The 17002-nt window shown below is 65.0% G+C and carries 17 protein-coding genes; 9 read left to right on the top strand and 8 right to left on the bottom strand.

The features are described 5' to 3' along the window. Positions 1–159: 159 nt before the first annotated feature. The 8 genes from CJ014_RS26380 (at position 160) to CJ014_RS26415 (ending at position 8052) form a co-directional block, all read left to right on the top strand. Positions 160–1104, top strand: a complete 945-nt coding sequence (locus CJ014_RS26380; protein WP_100083481.1) for a dihydrodipicolinate synthase family protein — start codon at positions 160–162, stop codon at positions 1102–1104. Continuing rightward, on the top strand, positions 1101–2174 hold the full coding sequence (locus tag CJ014_RS26385) for a sialidase family protein (protein ID WP_100083482.1): 1074 nt from the start codon (positions 1101–1103) through the stop codon (positions 2172–2174). Before CJ014_RS26380 ends, CJ014_RS26385 begins: the two co-directional genes overlap by 4 nt. Before the next feature lie 125 nt (positions 2175–2299). After that, the gene (locus CJ014_RS26390) at positions 2300–3265 is read left to right on the top strand and encodes a Bug family tripartite tricarboxylate transporter substrate binding protein (RefSeq protein ID WP_100083483.1); all 966 of its coding nucleotides are present in this window, start codon (positions 2300–2302) and stop codon (positions 3263–3265) included. A 70-nt stretch (positions 3266–3335) separates the two neighbouring features. Next, complete coding sequence (locus CJ014_RS26395; protein WP_100083484.1) at positions 3336–3797, top strand: tripartite tricarboxylate transporter TctB family protein; 462 nt, start codon at positions 3336–3338, stop codon at positions 3795–3797. Between the two features lie 19 nt (positions 3798–3816). Next, the gene (locus CJ014_RS26400) at positions 3817–5361 is read left to right on the top strand and encodes a tripartite tricarboxylate transporter permease (protein ID WP_207765873.1); all 1545 of its coding nucleotides are present in this window, start codon (positions 3817–3819) and stop codon (positions 5359–5361) included. A gap of 76 nt (positions 5362–5437) precedes the next feature. After that, positions 5438–6490 (top strand): LacI family DNA-binding transcriptional regulator, encoded by a 1053-nt coding sequence (locus CJ014_RS26405; RefSeq protein WP_165791007.1) that lies wholly within the window; start codon positions 5438–5440, stop codon positions 6488–6490. A 137-nt stretch (positions 6491–6627) separates the two neighbouring features. After that, the gene (gene kdsB, locus CJ014_RS26410; RefSeq protein ID WP_100083486.1) at positions 6628–7410 is read left to right on the top strand and encodes a 3-deoxy-manno-octulosonate cytidylyltransferase; all 783 of its coding nucleotides are present in this window, start codon (positions 6628–6630) and stop codon (positions 7408–7410) included. Positions 7411–7425: 15 nt separating this feature from the next. Beyond that, the gene (locus CJ014_RS26415; RefSeq protein WP_100083487.1) at positions 7426–8052 is read left to right on the top strand and encodes a histidine phosphatase family protein; all 627 of its coding nucleotides are present in this window, start codon (positions 7426–7428) and stop codon (positions 8050–8052) included. A 190-nt stretch (positions 8053–8242) separates the two neighbouring features. Here the strand turns inward: CJ014_RS26415 and CJ014_RS26420 are convergent, their stop codons facing one another. The 7 genes from CJ014_RS26420 to CJ014_RS26450 all read right to left on the bottom strand — a co-directional run bounded on the left by CJ014_RS26420 (position 8243) and on the right by CJ014_RS26450 (position 15046). Then, a complete protein-coding gene (locus tag CJ014_RS26420) occupies positions 8243–9196 on the bottom strand; it encodes a phosphoglycerate dehydrogenase (RefSeq protein ID WP_100083488.1) in 954 nt (317 codons plus the stop codon). Positions 9197–9214: 18 nt separating this feature from the next. Beyond that, the gene (locus CJ014_RS26425; protein WP_100083496.1) at positions 9215–10174 is read right to left on the bottom strand and encodes a dihydrodipicolinate synthase family protein; all 960 of its coding nucleotides are present in this window, start codon (positions 10172–10174) and stop codon (positions 9215–9217) included. 63 nt (positions 10175–10237) lie between these two features. Next, positions 10238–11167: a TRAP transporter substrate-binding protein gene (locus CJ014_RS26430; protein WP_100083489.1), complete on the bottom strand. Its 930-nt coding sequence runs from the start codon at positions 11165–11167 to the stop codon at positions 10238–10240. A 115-nt stretch (positions 11168–11282) separates the two neighbouring features. After that, positions 11283–12560: a TRAP transporter large permease gene (locus CJ014_RS26435; protein ID WP_100083490.1), complete on the bottom strand. Its 1278-nt coding sequence runs from the start codon at positions 12558–12560 to the stop codon at positions 11283–11285. Then, positions 12560–13084 (bottom strand): TRAP transporter small permease, encoded by a 525-nt coding sequence (locus CJ014_RS26440; RefSeq protein WP_100083491.1) that lies wholly within the window; start codon positions 13082–13084, stop codon positions 12560–12562. The genes CJ014_RS26435 and CJ014_RS26440 overlap by 1 nt, the downstream gene beginning before the upstream one ends. A gap of 66 nt (positions 13085–13150) precedes the next feature. Beyond that, on the bottom strand, positions 13151–14083 hold the full coding sequence (locus CJ014_RS26445; RefSeq protein WP_100083492.1) for a dihydrodipicolinate synthase family protein: 933 nt from the start codon (positions 14081–14083) through the stop codon (positions 13151–13153). Positions 14084–14158: 75 nt separating this feature from the next. Next, positions 14159–15046, bottom strand: a complete 888-nt coding sequence (locus CJ014_RS26450; protein ID WP_100083493.1) for a ribokinase — start codon at positions 15044–15046, stop codon at positions 14159–14161. Positions 15047–15528: 482 nt separating this feature from the next. On the opposite strand from CJ014_RS26450, the gene CJ014_RS26455 reads away from it, so the two are divergent. Then, positions 15529–16608 (top strand): LacI family DNA-binding transcriptional regulator, encoded by a 1080-nt coding sequence (locus CJ014_RS26455; RefSeq protein ID WP_100083494.1) that lies wholly within the window; start codon positions 15529–15531, stop codon positions 16606–16608. A 167-nt stretch (positions 16609–16775) separates the two neighbouring features. Here the strand turns inward: CJ014_RS26455 and CJ014_RS26460 are convergent. Then, on the bottom strand, positions 16776–17002 hold a 227-nt coding region (locus tag CJ014_RS26460), incomplete at its 5' end, for an SDR family oxidoreductase (protein WP_118847952.1).

A 17002-nucleotide genomic window follows, 5' to 3' on the forward strand; every position in this document is an offset into this window, starting at 1 on the left:
TCAGTCCAACCACGTCAGCCTTGCCTATGTCGACGAGGACAGGCTCGCCGACGTGCTCAAGGCCTTCGTCGCCCAGGCGATCACCCAGAACATCAAGGTGCAGGTGGCCGGCGACGCCCGCAAGCTGCTCTGACAAGACCAATCATCCGTGGAACGATCATGACGAACCGCAACAAGTATTCCGGCGTCTGGCCAGTGATGCTGACGCCCTTCACCGACGATGGCGAGATCGACTGGGTCTCCCTCGAACGGCTGATCGACTGGTACATCGCCGCCGGCGTGTCCGGCCTGTTCGCCAACTGCCAGTCGAGCGAGATGTTCTTCCTGAGCCAGAAGGAATCGGTGGCGCTCACCCGCTTCGTGCTGGAGAAGACGACCGGCCGCGTGCCGGTGGTCGCCTCGGGTCACACGGCCAACGCCGAGAGCCAGCAGATCGAGCAGCTTCACGAGATCGCCGAGACCGGCGTCGACAGCGTCATTCTGATCTCCAACCGCCTCGCTCCGCAATCGGCCTCCGACGCGGTGGTGCTGGAGAAGATCGCCGCTCTGACCGAGAAAGTCCCGGGTGATTTCGGCCTCGGCATCTACGAGTGCCCCTATCCCTACAAGCGTCTCTTGTCCGACGAGGTGGTGAAGTGGTGCGCCGAGAGCGGCCGCTACACCTTCATCAAGGACACCTGCTGCGACATCGATATCATCCGCCGCCGTCTGGCGCTGGCCGAAGGCTCGGGGCTCAACATCGCCAATGCCAATACCCAGACGCTCCTCGCCTCGCTCAGGGCCGGCGCGTCTGGCTATTCGGGCGTGATGGCCAACTTCCACCCCGAGCTCTACGTCTGGCTTTGTGCCAACCATGCCGCCGAGCCGGAAAAGGCCGATGTGCTCGCCCGCTATCTCACCACCGCCTCGTTGATCGAGAACGTCGACTATCCGATCTCGGCCAAGGATTTCCAGCGCCGCCTCGGCAACTTCGCCTCGGCCGCCGCCCGCGTGCGCGAGGCCGGCCCGTTCCTGCGCTCCCAGCTCTATGACGTGGTGGACCAGATGATCGCCCTTGGCGAGGACGTGGCGAGGGGCGTCGGCGTCAAGGAAACGGCGGCATGACTGCCGCGGCCCGCTCCACCGGCGCGACGGCCGTGCTGCGGCACAAGGGCTTCGTGCTGCCACCGGACCATGGCCTTTTCGGCAATTGCCACGCCTCGACGCTGGTGCGGCTTTCCAACGGCACCTTCCTCGTCGCTTATTTCGGCGGTCTCCGGGAGGGGGAAGGCGATGTCGCCATATGGCTGTCGCGCGGCGACGGTTCGGTCTGGCAGCCTCCGCGTCGTCTGATGGCCGAGGAGGGCCTCGCCCACTGGAATCCGGTGCTGTTCGTCGACGGCGATGCCGTCCATCTTTTCTACAAGGTCGGACCGACGGTGCATGACTGGATCACCCGCTGGTCGACCTCGATGGACGGCGGGCTTACCTGGAGTGCGCCGGTGCCGCTCGTCCCCGGCGACGGCACGCCGCGCGGACCGGTCAAGAACAAGCTTATCCGCCTGTCGTCGGGCGAGTGGCTGGCGCCCGGATCGGTGGAAACGTCCGAAGTCTGGGACGCCTTCGCCGACCTTTCCGCCGATGGGGGAATGAGCTGGACACGCTACGACGTGCCCTTCGACCATCGTCCGCCGACGGCCGGGCAGGGAACGGAGGTATGGTCGGGCCTCGCGGCGGCAGCACTCTGGGAAACGGATCCCGCCACCGTCTTCAAATGGGACGGCGTGATTCAGCCCACGGCCTGGGAGGACGAGGCCGGCGTGCACATGCTGATGCGCTCGACGCGCGGCTCCGTCTATCGGACGGATTCGACCGATCTCGGTCGCACTTGGTCGGTGGCCTATGCCACGTCGCTGCCCAACAACAACAGCGGCATCGACCTCGTCCGCACCGCGCGCGGCATCCTGGCGCTGGTCTGCAATCCGGTCGCGGGCAACTGGGGCCGCCGCTATCCGATTTCGCTCGCGCTGTCGTCGGACGGCGGGGAAACCTGGAGGACCGAACTCGACTTCGAGACCGAGGACGGCGAGTTCTCCTATCCCGCGGTTATCGAGGTCGACGGCATCCTTCATGTCACCTACACATGGAACCGGAAGACCATCGTCCACGCGGTCGTGGAACTCCTGGACTGTTGAAGCCGCCGGGGCGCCGGCGGGCGCTCTGGCAAGAGGATGGCGACAGGCCGGCAGATGGCTGGGATCGCCGAACGAAGGGGAGCCGGTCCGGCGCCCCGCGACGAAGCAAACTGGAGGAGACAACAATGAAGACCATCGGACTCGTCATGTCCGCGATCCTGGCGCTTGGCGTCACCGGCGCGGCGGCTCAGCAAATCACCTATCCTACCAAGAACATCTCGGTGATCATTCCGAAAAATCCCGGCGGCGGCACCGATACGTCGACCCGCCTGACGCTGGAATACGCCAAGCAATACCTGCCGAGCGGCATCATCTTCGTGCCGGAGAACAAGCCGGCCGGCAACGGCGTCACCGGCCTGATCGAGCTGGCGCATGCCAAGCCCGACGGCATGACCCTCGGCACCACCACCGTCGAGCTGGCCATGTTCCCGCACCAGAACAAGTCGCCGGTGACCTATGCCGACTTCACGCCGCTGGTCGCCCAGATCGCCGACCCCTGCGCGGTCGTGGTCCGTGCCGACGGCCCCTACAAGACCTTGAAGGAGCTGATCGACGCCGCCAAGGCGGAGCCGGGCAAGATCCAGGTCGCCAACTCCGGCACCGGCGCCATCTATGATCTCGCCACCTCCAACATCGAGAAGAAGTTCGACGTCAAGTTCAAGCACATCCCGTTCAACGAGGGTACCGGCCCGTCGATCGCCGCCCTGGTCGGCGGTCATGTCGACGCCGTCATCACCACTCCTGGCTCGGCCAAGTCGCAGGTCGATGCCGGCGCCCTCAATATCCTCGGCGTGATGGACGACCACCGCTTCGCCCTCTATCCGGACGTGCCGACCTTCGCCGAAGCGCTTGGCGCCGACGCAGGCGTCGCCATGCGGGCCTGGGCCGCCATCGCCGCGCCGGCCAACCTCGACGCCGCCGCCAAGGAACAGTTGGTGGCCGCGTTCAAGGCCGTGCTCGCCAACCCCGACTATCAGGAGGCCATGAAGAAGCAGGGCATCGTTCCGGGCACCCTCGTCGGCGACGACGTTGCCAACATGATGCAGGCTGACCATGAGCTCTACAAGGAGCTGATCGCCGCCGCCAAGTGAAGCCGGCCGGTCGACAAATGGATCCGCGCGGCGTTGCCGCCGCGCGGATTTCTCCCTTCGGAGATGCATCATGAGACAATCGAACGCCATCGTCGCCATCCTGTCGGTGCTGTTGGGGGCGGTTATCCTCTGGCTTGCCAGCGACCTCACCCACTTCGACGAGGCCGGCGTGCCCGGCGAGGCCTTCTGGCCGAGCGCCATCGCCTGGTTGTTCATCGCACTCGGCCTCGTGCAGGCCGCTGAGGTCGCTTTCGCCCCGTCGCTTCATGCCGGGCGCACCGTCGACCTGCACTCGGCCCCGGTCCGCATCGCCTTCCTCGGTGCGGCGATCGCATTGGCCTTCGCCGTGCTGCTCACCTATTTCGGCTTCATCGTCGCCACGGCCGTGTTCGTCCCGGCGTTGATGCTGCTGATGGGCGCCCGCAGCCCGATTCAGATCACATTGACCACCGCCGGGGTGATCGCGGTGGTCTGGGTGTTCTTCGTTCTCATCTTCAACAACGAGCTGCCGCCGCCTTCGCTCTTCGAATGACGGCCGGGAGACGCTCACCATGATCGACATCCTTCACGCGGCCGAGATCGTCTTCAGCGCCCAGTCGCTGCTGATGCTGTTCCTCGGCGTCTTTGCCGGCATCATCATCGGTGCCCTTCCCGGCCTTACGGTCAACATGGGCATCGCCCTCCTGCTGCCGCTCACCTTCTCCTTCGAGGGCATGGCCGGCATCCTGATGCTGCTGGGCGTTTATTGCGGCGCCATCTACGGCGGCTCCATCACGGCCATCCTGATCAACACGCCCGGCACTCCGGCCTCAGCGGCCACCGTGCTCGACGGCTATCCGATGGCGATGAAGGGCGAAGCCGGCCGGGCGCTCGGCCTGTCGACCGGCTCGTCGATGTTCGGCGGCCTGTTCTCGACCATCGCCCTGGTGCTCGTCGCGCCGCAACTCGCCAAGGTGGCGACCGGCCTGTCGGCGCCGGAATATTTCGCGCTCGGCGTCTTCGGCATCTCCATCATCACCTCGGTATCGTCGCATTCCATCATCAAGGGGCTGATGGGCGGCGCCATCGGTCTCGCCATCGCCTGCATCGGCCTCGATCCGATGACGGCCGGCATGCGCTTCACCTTCGGCAGCTACTACCTCATGGGCGGCATTTCCTTCGTGCCGGTGCTCGTCGGCCTCTTCGCCTTCTCCCAGGCCATGCTCGGCATGGAGGACAACTACGTCGAGAAGGGCCGTAGCGAAGACCGCAAGGTGAAGGTCAAGATCGACCGCGTCCTGCCCTCCTGGCTGGACTTCCGCCGTGTGCTGCCGACCTATGTCCGCTCCTCGGTGATCGGCACCATCATCGGCGCCATTCCCGGCACCGGCGGCGATATCGCCTCCTTCGTTTCCTATACCGAGGCCAAGCGCTGGTCGAAGCATCCGGAGGAGTTCGGGCATGGTTCGCCCGAGGGCGTCTCCGCTCCCGAGGCCGGCGCCAACGCGGTGTCCGGCGGCGCCATGGTGCCGCTGATGACGCTCGGCATTCCCGGCGACGGCGCCACCGCGATCATGATGGGCGCCTTCATGGTGCAGGGCCTGCAACTCGGACCGATGCTGTTCACCGAACATCCGGTCGAGGTCAACACCATCTTCATCGGCCTCTTCGCCGCCAACATCCTGATGGGCGCCCTGGGCTTCCTCGGCATCCGCCTGTTTACCAAGGTGATGATCGTCCCGCGCAAGGTGTTGGTGCCGATCATCCTCGTGCTCTGTGCCGTCGGCAGTTATTCGGTCAACCACACCATGATCGATGTCTTCGTCATGATGATCGCCGGCGTCTTCGGCTACGTGATGATGCGGCTCGACTTCTCCATGTCGCCGATTGTCATCGGCATCATCCTGGGGCCGATGGTGGAGACCAACCTCCGGCGGGCGCTGATCATGTCGGATGGCGATTTTTCGGTCTTCCTCACCCGGCCGATTTGCGCCACATTCCTGGTAATCGCCGCCGTGACGCTCCTCCTGCCGGTCGTCGGCCCGAAGATTGGCGCTTGGCGGCGCATCCGCAGGGCCGCATCGGCGGATGACCCCACGAACAGCACGGTCGAGTGAGGGGCGATAGGCGCGGGCGGCACCTTGGCCCGCGTGGCGCCGTTGCCGGCGCCCGTCGATGGCGGGCCGGTCTGACATGGAGAGTACTTTGGACGAAGAGGCGGCGCACGATCTGCCGCGGCCGCGGACGATAGAGGAGATTGCCGCCGAGACCGGCGTCTCCGTGACGACGGTTCGTCTCGTCATAAATGGGCAGGCCGAGCGCTATCGCATCAGCGCCCGGACGCGCCAGGCGATCGAGGCCTACATCGCCAGGCATGGCTACGTTATCGATCACGCCGGCCGCAGCCTCAAGCTTCGGCGCAGCGATGCCGTCGGCTGCATCGTGCCCGATCTGGCAAACGCCCACTTCGCCCGGCTGATCGCCGAACTCGAAGAGCAATGCCGCAGCCGCGGGCTCGTCCTGCTCACGGCGTCGACCCATGAAAAGCCGGAGCGGGAGCGGCAGACGGTCAGCGGGCTTCTGGCGCGCGGGGTGGACGGCATCATCATCGCGCCGTGCGAGCAGCCGGAACCATCACGCTTCGTTCGCCGGGGCCATCGCCGGGTGGCGACCGTGGTGATCGACCGCGCCTTTCCCGAAACCGTCTTCCCGACGGTGGTCGGCGACAACGAGGCGGGCGCCCGCCGTCTGACCGAGCAGATCATGGCCGAAAGCGGGGGCGACGTTTTTTTCCTTGGCGCCCGGCCGGACATGCCCAGCATCGCCGCCCGCATTCGCGGTTTCGTGGAGGCTTTCGGTTCATCGGACGTCGGAGAGCGCATCCTCACCGAGCCGGAAGGCGATACCGCCTCGGCCGGGCGCCGGCTGATGGACGATTTGCTGGCTGCCCTCGACGGGCCGCCGAAAAGCTTCATCTCGTCGTCGCTCCTGATGCTCGAGGGAGCGCTTCAGGCCTTGCTCGACCGCTTCGGCAGTATCCCGAAGGAAATCATTCTCGGCACGTTCGACCACCATCCGCTGATGGAGCTCAGCGCCAACCGCGTGTTGTCCGTGCGTCAGGACACGGTGAAGATCGCCAGCGTGGCCTTCAACTGCCTGGTCGATCAGATGGAGGGGCGCGGCGAAATGTCTTCTCCGCTTCAAATTGTCCCCGGCGCCCTCTATGCCGACCGCCAGCGCCTTTGAGAGCGGCCGCGAATTGCGTATTTCGACCATGTCCCCAAGCCGGTCCGGCCGGCGGATGGCGGGCTCGCGGGTTTTCTCTCGACACTATGGCGGGGCTGCAATAATGAGGTCTCCCAAACGGGAGGCTAGAACCAATCATGTCCGTCGCCATCGTCATTCCGGCCCGCTACGGCTCCCAGCGCCTCCAGGGCAAGCCGATGCTGAAGATCGCCGGTATCAGCCTGCTGGAGCGCGTCTGGCGGATCGCTCATGCAACGAAGGGCGCCTCGCGCGTGGTTGTAGCCACCGAGGATGAGCGGGTGGCGACCTATGCCCGCAGCTTCGGCGCGGAAGCGGTCATGACCTCCGAAAGCTGCCGAAATGGTACGGAACGTGTGGCCGAGGCCATCGAGATTGCCGGCATCACCGAGGAAGGGGTGATCAACTTCCAGGGTGACGCCGTGCTGACGCCGCCCTGGATCCTCGAGCAGATGATCGCCGAATTCTCCTCTCCGGCGGCGTTCGACATCGTCACGCCGGCGGTGCGGCTCACCGACGACATGCTCGCCGAGTTCCGCGCCCACAAGGAGAAGGCTCCCTCGAGCGGAACCACCGTGACGTTCGACCTCCATCACAACGCCCTCTATTTTTCTAAGCAGGTCATTCCCTTCATCCGCAAGCCGGGTTTCGCCAGCGTTTTCCGCCACGTCGGGCTTTACGGCTACACCCGCTCCGGCCTGAAGCGCTACATCACGCTGCCGCCATCGCCGCTCGAGAGCACCGAAGGCCTCGAGCAGTTGCGCGCGCTCGAGAACGGCATGACGGTTCGCGTCGTCGTGGTCGACTACCAGGGGCGGACGCATGCCTCGGTCGATACGCCGGAAGATATCGCCATGGTCGAGCAACTGATCGCCCGCGAGGGCGAACTGGTTTCCGCCTGACAGCGAGGAGCGCAAATGCAACTGATCCTGGTTCGCCACGGCAACACCTTCGGTCCCGGCGACAAGGTCGTCTGGGTCGGCGCGCGCACCGATCTCGCTCTGGTGGAGAAAGGCCGCGAGCAAGCCTCGGTGGTAGCCGCCGGTCTCGCGGCGGCCGGGCTGCGGCCGTCCCGCATTTACGCCGGTCCGCTCCGGCGGACGCGGCAGACGGCCGAGATCATCGCGGCGGCACATGGACTGGTAGCCGGTTCGATCGTGCTCAGCGAAGATCTGCGCGAAATCGACTACGGCAGTTGGGAGGCCCGCTCCAACGACGAGATCCGCGCGGAGGTCGGCGACAAAACCATCGACGACTGGCAGAAACGCTCGATCTGGCCCGAGAGCTGCGGCTGGCAGCCGGACGAGACCGACGTGATTGCCGGCTGGCAGCGCCTCATCGCCCGCATCCGGGCGGAGAACGCGGACGATGCAGTGGTGCTGGTGGTGTCGTCGAACGGCATTTTCCGGCTGGTTGCCAAGAGCCTCGGTCTGGCTCCGGCGGACGCCAAGATGAATACCGGCGCCGTCGCCCATCTCGTCGCCGACGATGGCGGCGTCTCGATCAAGGCCTGGAACCTCGATCCGGCGTCGCTTTCCCTGTGATTCATGTGCCTGGGCGATATCCGACCCGTGGTCGGACCAAGAGGCCGGTGACGAAGATGCCGGCGAACGGCCTGGCCATCCGCCGCGCACCTGCGGACCGGAGACCCCGCGCCGTTCCGTCCGCGGGACAGTCCGGCAGGCCCGCATCGCTTCCGGTTCGAATTGGCGCGCAAGTGTATTCTGTTTTGTCTCAGAGCAGGTTCTTCGGCGTCCGGCCGGCAAGGACATCGAGCACCGCCGTCGCGGTGATCGCGCCGATACCTGTGTAGGTCTCGAATGTCTCGGCAGCGGTATGCGGTGTGGTGACGACACGATCGAGACGGAACAGCGGGTTGTCCACCGAGCTCGGTTCGCGTTCGTAGACGTCGATAGCCGCTCCGGCGAGTTTGCCGGAGGTCAGCGCCCCGGCGAGAGCATCCTCATCGACGAGCGCCCCACGCGCGGTATTGACGAAATAGGCACCGTCCTTCATCCGGCCGAAGGCGTCGGCGTTCATGAAGCGTCGCGTCTCCGGCAGGCTCGGCAGCAGCATGCACAGGATGTCGGAGCGGGCGATCACCTCGTCGGCGCCGACCATCGCCACGCCGAGTTTGGCCGCGGCTTCGAGGTTGGGGTACTTGTCGTAGGCGATGACCGTCACGTCGAAGCCGGACAGCTTGCGAGCGACCTTCTGGGCGATGTTGCCGAAACCGAGCAGACCGACGGTGCGCCCGACGACTTCACGACCGACGAAGCGGTCCCAGGCACCCTGACGGGTCGTCGCATGCAACTGCGGGACGGCCCGCATGGCGCCAACGATCAGTCCGATGGTCAGTTCCGCCACGGCGTTGGCGTTGCCGCCGGCGGCGTTCGTGACCTTGATGCCGCGCCGGCGCGCCGCTTCGACATCGATGTTGTCGACGCCGACGCCGAAGCGCGAGATCACTTTCAGTTGCGGCGCGATGGCGAACACCTCGTCGTTCCAGGCATCGACGCCGGCGATGACGCCGTCAATGTCGCCGATACGCGCCTTGAGCTCGTCAAAGGTCATTGGCCGGCCGAAGGTATTCTCGATGATTTCGCAGCCATTCTCTTCGAGCAGTTTTTTCGCTTCGGCGCAAAGCTGAGAGTAGTTGGTTGCCGTCACAAGGATTTTCTTTGTCATTTCGTCGGAGTCCGGATTTCAAAGGTTGGTTGGCATAGCGCCTTCGCTCTGGAGGCCGATCATGCGGCGATACTCGTCGCCGAGCTTCATTGCCTGCCGCATGTTCGAGCGAAAATGGTCGCGGAAGTAGCCGCCGGTCTCGCGAGCCCGGCAATTGGTTGTCGCGAAGTTGCCGATGGCGACCTGATAGTCCTTGGCGCAGACCGGATAGTCGAGCGACTCGACCAGTGCGGCGGTCGACAGGTACAAAGACAGTTTCTCCGCCTTTTCCGGCTCCGATTGCCAATTGTCGCAAAGCCAGACGTAGAGGTCGGGATGGAAGTTGGCCATGACGCCGCTGTAGCCGGCAGCGCCGGCCCTGAGCGAGTCGAGCAGCGTCTGCGCGTTGGCGTTGGCGATGTTGAGGCGCGATCCCTTGGCGATCTCGGCGCGGCGACGGATGCGCTCGATGTTGCAGCAGGTGTCCTTGACGAAGGTGAAGCGACCGCTTTCGGCGCACCAGCGCACGGTCTCGTCGGATAGCAGCCGCTTGTAGGGATAGGGGCACTCGTAGATGCCCAGGCCGACTGACCGAGGCAACGCATCGCTAAGGATGGCGAGGCGCTCCTGCATGACCGGGTCTGCTTCCGATGGCGAAGCAAAGCGATTGGAAATGAAGATGACGCTGTCGACGCCGGTCTCGGCCACGGCCGCAAGCTGGTCGATCTGTTGACTCATGGCGGCGGCAGTGTGCCCGGAAGCGACAACGGGAACCCGGCCGTCGGCGCGATCGACAACGAAGCGGACGAGCTTCAGCGTCTCGGCGTCCGAGAGAAAGAACATCTCGCTCGACTGGCAGGCGGCGAACAGGCCGCTGACCCCCGACTTGATGTACCAGTCGATCAGCTTTCCCAGCGACGACCAGTCGATTTCGTTCCTGTCGTCGAATGGCGTCAGCATCACCGGCCAGACACCGTGATACTTGTCTCTCGCAGTCATTTTCATCACCTGTCGATTGGATGACGGCGGAGCCGGGAGCGGCTCCGCCGCGAAAGGCAGCGGTCAGTTCGCCGCCTTGACGTCGGCGAGCAACGCGTCGACGATTTCGTCGCCGGCCTGCTCACGGATCAGCTTCTCGACGTCGGTGGTCTTGGCCTGGAAGGCGGCAAGCTGTTCGGGCGTCAGATCGATGATGGTCAGGTGCTTGGCGAGTTCCTCGCGCTGCTTGGCTTCCAGGCTGGCCTGCAACTGCCATTGATAGGCGGTGGTCTCGCGGAGCACCTCGTCGACCGTCGCCTGCAGGTCGGCCGGCAGCGAGTCGAACCAGTCCTTGTTGATCAGGTTGATGTTGGCTAGGAAGATGTGGCGCGTGTTCACCACATACTTCTGCACCTCATAGAAGCGCTGCGACAGAATATGGCCATAGGGGTTCTCCTGGCCGTCGACCACGCCCTGCTGGAGCGCGCCGTAGATCTCCGGGAAGGCGACCGGCGTCGGAGCGGCTCCGAGTGCACGCCACAGGGCGATGTGGATCGGATTCTCCTGGACGCGGATGCGCAGGCTGTTCTTGGCGATGTCGTCCGGGCTGTGGACCTCGACATTGGTGGTGAGGTTGCGGAACCCGGCATTGAGGATGCCGCCGAAGTGGACGCCCTTCCTGTCGAGCGCCTCCTTCACCTTGCCGGCGAAGGCGCTGTCGTTGACCAGCTTCTCGAGCTTGGCCGGATCGGACGGCAGCGTATAAGGCATGTCGAAGACCGCCAGCTCGGGCACGAACTGGAAGGCGGCCGACGTCGACTGCGGTGAAAACTGGACGTCGCCGAGCATCATCGATTCCATGGCCTCGCGATCGCCGCCCATGGCGCTGCCCGGCAGATGCTGGACCTCGATGCGGCCACCCGACTTCGCCTCCAGATCGGTCTTGATCTTCTCGAAGGTCTGGTAGATCGATGCTGCGGATCGGACAGCGAATGCGCCAGGATCATGGTGTATTCGGCGGCCTGCACCGGCAGGACCGACAGTGCGAGGGCGGCAACGCCGAGCGCGAGCTTGCTAAGCGGTTTCATTGGTCTTCTCCCTAGTGGTTGGTTTTGGTCTTGCACTGCGTTCAGCCCAGCAGCGAGGGCAGCCAAAGCGTCAGCTTCGGAACGTAGGTGATCACGGCGAGGCCGATCAGCATCAGGACGAGCGGAATGGCCAGCCCCTTGCAGATTTCGACGACGCTGAGCTTGGTGATGCCGGAGGCGATGAACAGGTTGGTTCCGACCGGCGGCGTGACGAAGCCGATGGCCAGGTTGACGGTCATGATCAGGCCGAAGTGGATGGGGTCGACGCCGTAGGCGAGGGCGGTCGGCAGCAGGATCGGCGTCAGCACGATGATCGCCGACAGCGTCTCCATCAGCATGCCCACCACCAGCAGGAAGGCGTTGACCAGCAGCAGCAGAACGATCGGCTCGGAGACCAGGCTGCCGATGAAGTCGCCCATCATCACCGGCACCTTGAGCAGGGTCAGGGCGCGTCCGAAGGCCGAGCCGGTACCGGCGATGATCAGGATCGGCGCGATGGTCAGCGCCGTGCCCGACATGACGCGGACGATGTCGCGATAGGTCAGTTCCCCGAAGACGTGCACGGACACCAGGGCGCTGTAGGCAACCGCTATGGCCGCCGCTTCCGTCGGCGTGAACGCGCCGGTGTAGATGCCGCCGAGCACGATGACCGGCGCAAGAAGGGCCCAGAAGCTCTGGCGGAAAGCGGTCAGGACCGACACCTTGCCGGCCTCGGAGGTGATGCGGTCCTTGTGCTTGGTACCGTACCAGTAGGCGTAGCCCATCAGCAGGCCGCCGATGACCAGGGCCGGACCGACGCCGCCGATGAACAGGGCGCTGACCGAGACGCTGGCCGACATGCCGTAGATGATCATCGGAATCGACGGCGGCACGATGACGCCGAGCGTACCGGCGCAGGTGACGAGGACGGCCGCGAAACGCAGCTCGTAGCCGCTCTTGACCAGCAGGGGCACGGTCATCGAGCCGATGGCCGCCACCGTGGCCGGCGACGATCCGGAGATGGCGCCGAACAACATGCAGGCCGCCACCGTCGAGATGGCGAGGCCGCCGTTGAAGCGTCCCAGCAAGGCATCGGCAAAGCTGAACAGCCGCTTGGCAAGACCGCCCTGGGTCATCAGGTCGCCGGCCAGCATGAACAGCGGCACGGCCAGAAGCGGGAAGCTGTCGAGCGCCGTGACGATCGCCCGGACGACCTGGCCGCCGTTGGTCGGGGCGCCCAGCCAGCCGGGCACGAGCGCGGCGTAGCCGAGGCCGATGGCGACCGGAATGGTGAAGGCCAGCAGGATGAAGAAGGAGGCAAGGGCAGCGATCGGATACATCACAGGCTCCCCGAAGGTCCGGAGGTTTCGGGTGCGATGGGAGCGGAGCGCCAGGCGCCACTGGCCGCCAGCAGCCACAATGCCTGGATGGTCCTGAGCGCCATGAAGGTGAGACCGACCGGCACGGCCGCGTAGATCAGCCACATGGGAATGCCGAGACTCGGCGACATCTGCCCGATGGCGGCAAGACGGACGATGACCGGCACCGCATACCAGATCATCAACGTGCAGAAGACGAGGTTGCCGACATGCGCGATGGTGGCGAACAGGGCATAGGACCTGGGGCCGAATACGACGGGCAGAAAATCGACGCTGATATGGCGCGACTCGCGCACCGCAAGGCTGGTCCCCATCATCGACAGCCAGATCAGAAGGTAGCGGGATAGCTCTTCCGACCAGATGAAGGGCGACCGGAACACATACCGCATCACGACCTGGGCGATGAGGACCAGCGACATGACGAGGAGAGCGCCCGTGATCAGATATTTTTCAAAGTTCTTCTCCAGGCCGATAAGTAACCTCATATCCACCTCCCTTTTTTGTTCTTGGCTGGGGCGCGCCGGTTCTCCTGAGCGGCGCGCCGAGGAACTTCATCCGAGAGCGCCGATGCGCCGGCGGTAGAGGTCCGTCCCTGCAACGACCTTGTCGATCAGGGCGTCGAGCGCCCAGAAGCGTTCGCGGACGTCGAAGGCGATGGCCCGCGAAGCGATGGTCGAGAAATTGCCGATCCGCTGCTGATAGATCTTGGCGAGCACGGGATACCCCATCGGTTCCGCCATGGCGGCAAGGACGAGATAGATCGCCAGTTCGTCGGCCAGTTCGGGATGCCGCGTCCCCTTGGTCAGGAGCCACTTGTAGAGATCGGGATGGAAATTGGTGAAGACGCCGGTGAAGCCGTTGGCCCCGGCCTTCATGGCGTCCCAGGCGATGGCGGCATTGGCGTTGACGATGGCAAGCGGCGTTCCGGCCGTCAGCTTGACGCGGCGCGTCACGGTCGGCAGATCGCAGGAGACGTCCTTCAGGATGACGAAGCGGCCGCTGTCGGCGCAATATTTGAGCTCGTCATCGGAAAGAAGGCGGCGGTAGGGGGCCGGGCATTCGTAGAGACCGAGCGGCAGATCGCCGGGCAGGCTGGCGAGCAGCCAGTCGAGATGAGACCGGAAGGCCGCCGTACCGGCATTGGCGGTGTCGAGGCGGTTGGTGACCAGCACGACACCGTCGACGCCGGTGGCCGCGACGGCCTTGAGTTCGGCCAACTGGTCATCGCGGTTGTCGCTGACATGGCCGGATGCGACCACCGGAATCCGGCCGGCCAGCGTCTTGCGGACGAAAGTTGCAATCTCGACGCGCTCGCTCAGGTCGAGAAACTGCATTTCGCTCGATTGGCAGACGGCGAAAAGGGCATCCGACCCGTTGGCGATGTACCACTCGATCAGCCGCTCGAGACTGGCGTAGTCGACCTTGCCGCCATCGGCGAACGGCGTCAGCATGACCGGGATAATTCCTTCGAGGCGTTTCAACATCCTGTTTTCCTGTTCTCTTTTCAATTCCAGCGGCTCTCGCCGCTCGTCCCGTTCCGGCGGCTTTCAAGCCTTCCCTCAGGCGGCGGAGAGTGCGGCGTCGATCTCGTTCATGGTGGGCAGGCTGGCCTGGGCGCCTTTCCGCGTGCAGGCAATGCTGCTCGCCGTCACCGCGCGAACCAGGGCGGATCGAATGTCGAGCCGCCGGTCGAGGGCCGCCGCCAGCACGCCGACGAAACAGTCGCCGGCGGCCGTGGTGTCGACCACGGCGACGGATCTCGCCGGCAGCGTGAAGTCGCCGGCCGCCGTGGCAGCCTCGACGCCGGCGGCGCCGAGCGTCCGGACGACATCGCAACCGAGCACGCGGCGCAGGTCGGCGGCCGTCGCGCGCGCTCCGACGGCATCCGCCAGTACGTCCGCCTCGGTTTCGTTGACGACGAGCAGCCCGCATTCCTCCAGCGTCCGGCGCGAAGGCAGGATGGCCGGCGCCAGATTGAGGATGCTGCGGACACCGGCCGACCTGGCTCTCCTGACCAGCCGTTCGACCTGGCCGGCCGGGCATTCCATCTGCAGCAGAATGCTGGACGCGCTGCCCAGCAAGACGTCGTCGACCAGGTTGTCGCTTGCCAGGGCATTGGCGCCGGCCGCCACCACGATACGGTTATCGCCGCGTGCTGTGACCTCGATATATGCGCAACCGGTCGGGGCATCGACCGAGGCGACGCGCGATACGTCGACGCCAGCCCTGGCGAGGTCGGCAAGCAGCCCGGACGCCATGGCGTCGCGTCCGACTGCGCCCACCATGGCGACCTTGGCGCCGTCAAGCGCCGCGGCGGTCGCCTGATTGGCCCCCTTTCCGCCCGCCTCGATACGGAAGCTCCGTGCCGCGATGGTCTGTCCGGCCATGGGAGACGCTTCCACCTCGAAGACGAAGTCCGCGTTGAGGGAGCCGAAGGTCACGATCATTTCTGTTGCCGCATCCAGGTAATGCCAGCTAACACGTGGCAGCTAGCGGATTTCGCTATCTTGTCCGGTCTTCTGCCAATGCGTCGGACGGTGGCTTCCGGGCCATCCGGTTCCGTGGCGAATAGGCAAAAGAACGCCTGTCCGCGCCCACGACCTCGTGAGCCGGCTTTAATTTCCTCAAGTCACACGGGTTATCGTGTCGGCCCCAGCGGGCGTCGACGACCTGTTACCTCCAGCGGTCGGTCTACGTGCTCATCCCACGCGACAACGACCAAGTAAGCGCTTACATTACGGTCATCGCAGCGGCTGTCAAGCCTGATCATCGTTGCGCGAATACGTAGAGGCCGCCATGCTGATGTCGATCCCGCCGACCCGGTTGAAAGGCGATGTTTTCCTTCGTATCCAAACGGGGATCACTGGTGACGTTGGCGCGAACCGACTTTGAACCAGTCTGGACGGGATCGGATTGATTGGGGAAGCGCGTGACGGATAGCCCTTCGAAGAAGACACGACGGCTACGCGAGCCCAACGGAGGCGCCCGCAAGACGGTTCGACTTGAGGATGTTGCCGTGCTGGCCGGCGTGTCCACCGCCACGGTATCCCGGTCCATCAACGAGCCCGAGAAAGTCAACGCCGAGATGCGGAAGCGGGTGCTCGACGCGGCGGCGGAGCTGGGCTGGATCCCCAATGCCGCCGGCCGGGCGCTGGCCTCGAACCGGACCCACATCGTCGGCGCCATCATTCCGACCCTCGACGCGGAAATCTTCGCCCGGCAGGTGTCGGCCATGCAGTCGGTGTTCACCAGGCATGGCTATACGCTGTTTCTCGGCTGCTCGAACTATGACCCGATGGCCGGCTACCAGCAGGTCAGGGCCATGCTGACGCGCGGTGTCGAGGCACTGGCCATTGTCGGCGAGGATCACCCCGCCGAATTGTTCGATCTGCTCAAGCATCATCGCGTTCCCTATGTCGTGACCTACACCTACCGCCTCGACAGTCCGCACCTCTGCATTGGCGTCGATCATCGCAAAGCCTTTCGCACCATGACCCGCCGGCTTCTGGAGATGGGGCACCGCCGCTTCGCGGCTATCTTCCAGCCGACCGAAAGCAATCGCCGCGTCGTCGACCGTATTCACGGAGTGGCGGATGAGCTTGGAGACGCGGGGCTCCCGTTGCCGCCGGAGCGACTGACCATCGGCCCCGCCGATATGGATCGCGCCGCCCGGGATTTCGTCGAGCTGATGGCAGGGCGTCCTGACGAGCGCCCAACCGCGGTTGTCTGCGGCAATGATCTTCTGGCGATCGGAGCGCTCAACGGCGCACGGGATCTCGGCCTGGTCGCCGGTCGCGATTTCTCGATCACCGGCTTCGACGATCTGGCCCTTGCCTCGCGCATACCGCCGGGGCTGACGACGCAGTGGGTGGACAACTATCGGATCGGCGAACTCGCCGCCGGCAAGCTGATGAACATGATCGGCAAATCTGACGGGCCGTTCGAGTCTGCCGAGCTCGTTCCCGAGTTGCGCCTTCGTGGCAGCTCCGGACCTGCGCCGTCTCCCTGACCGGAAACGGCAACGGCCGCGTCCCCTTGCGAGAACGCGGCCGCCTTGTTCAGCTCATGCCAGATCGTCATCCTGCGTCCTTACGGGCGCGGGATGACGATCTAGTTCTTTGTTGTCGCATCGGATTTTCCGAAAACCGGAGTCCACTTTTCGGTCCGATGCTCTGGTCAGGGCTGCTTGCCGATATAGGCGAGGATGCCGCCGTCGACGTAGAGCACGTGGCCGTTGACGAAGTCCGACGCCGCCGAGGCGAGGAACACCGCCGGCCCCTTCAGGTCGTCGGTGGTGCCCCAGCGGCCGGCCGGCGTCTTCGCCCGGATGAAAGCATCGAACGGGTGGCCGGCCACGCGCAGCGGCGCGGTCTGCGGCGTCTCGATATAGCCGGGGCCGATGC

This window comes from Pleomorphomonas carboxyditropha, assembly GCF_002770725.1.
In the GTDB taxonomy this organism is placed as follows: domain Bacteria; phylum Pseudomonadota; class Alphaproteobacteria; order Rhizobiales; family Pleomorphomonadaceae; genus Pleomorphomonas; species Pleomorphomonas carboxyditropha.

Excerpts from the sequence above, each read along its gene's own strand:
- CJ014_RS26425 (WP_100083496.1), bottom strand. The coding sequence starts at position 10,174 with ATGACTGCGAGAGACAAGTATCACGGTGTCTGGCCGGTGATGCTGACG.
- CJ014_RS26400 (WP_207765873.1), top strand. The coding sequence starts at position 3,817 with ATGATCGACATCCTTCACGCGGCCGAGATCGTCTTCAGCGCCCAGTCG.
- CJ014_RS26415 (WP_100083487.1), top strand. The coding sequence starts at position 7,426 with ATGCAACTGATCCTGGTTCGCCACGGCAACACCTTCGGTCCCGGCGAC.
- CJ014_RS26380 (WP_100083481.1), top strand. The coding sequence starts at position 160 with ATGACGAACCGCAACAAGTATTCCGGCGTCTGGCCAGTGATGCTGACG.
- CJ014_RS26440 (WP_100083491.1), bottom strand. The coding sequence starts at position 13,084 with ATGAGGTTACTTATCGGCCTGGAGAAGAACTTTGAAAAATATCTGATC.
- CJ014_RS26450 (WP_100083493.1), bottom strand. The coding sequence starts at position 15,046 with ATGATCGTGACCTTCGGCTCCCTCAACGCGGACTTCGTCTTCGAGGTG.
- CJ014_RS26395 (WP_100083484.1), top strand. The coding sequence starts at position 3,336 with ATGAGACAATCGAACGCCATCGTCGCCATCCTGTCGGTGCTGTTGGGG.
- CJ014_RS26420 (WP_100083488.1), bottom strand. The coding sequence starts at position 9,196 with ATGACAAAGAAAATCCTTGTGACGGCAACCAACTACTCTCAGCTTTGC.
- CJ014_RS26445 (WP_100083492.1), bottom strand. The coding sequence starts at position 14,083 with ATGTTGAAACGCCTCGAAGGAATTATCCCGGTCATGCTGACGCCGTTC.
- CJ014_RS26385 (WP_100083482.1), top strand. The coding sequence starts at position 1,101 with ATGACTGCCGCGGCCCGCTCCACCGGCGCGACGGCCGTGCTGCGGCAC.
- kdsB (WP_100083486.1), top strand. The coding sequence starts at position 6,628 with ATGTCCGTCGCCATCGTCATTCCGGCCCGCTACGGCTCCCAGCGCCTC.
- CJ014_RS26390 (WP_100083483.1), top strand. The coding sequence starts at position 2,300 with ATGAAGACCATCGGACTCGTCATGTCCGCGATCCTGGCGCTTGGCGTC.
- CJ014_RS26405 (WP_165791007.1), top strand. The coding sequence starts at position 5,438 with ATGGAGAGTACTTTGGACGAAGAGGCGGCGCACGATCTGCCGCGGCCG.
- CJ014_RS26435 (WP_100083490.1), bottom strand. The coding sequence starts at position 12,560 with ATGTATCCGATCGCTGCCCTTGCCTCCTTCTTCATCCTGCTGGCCTTC.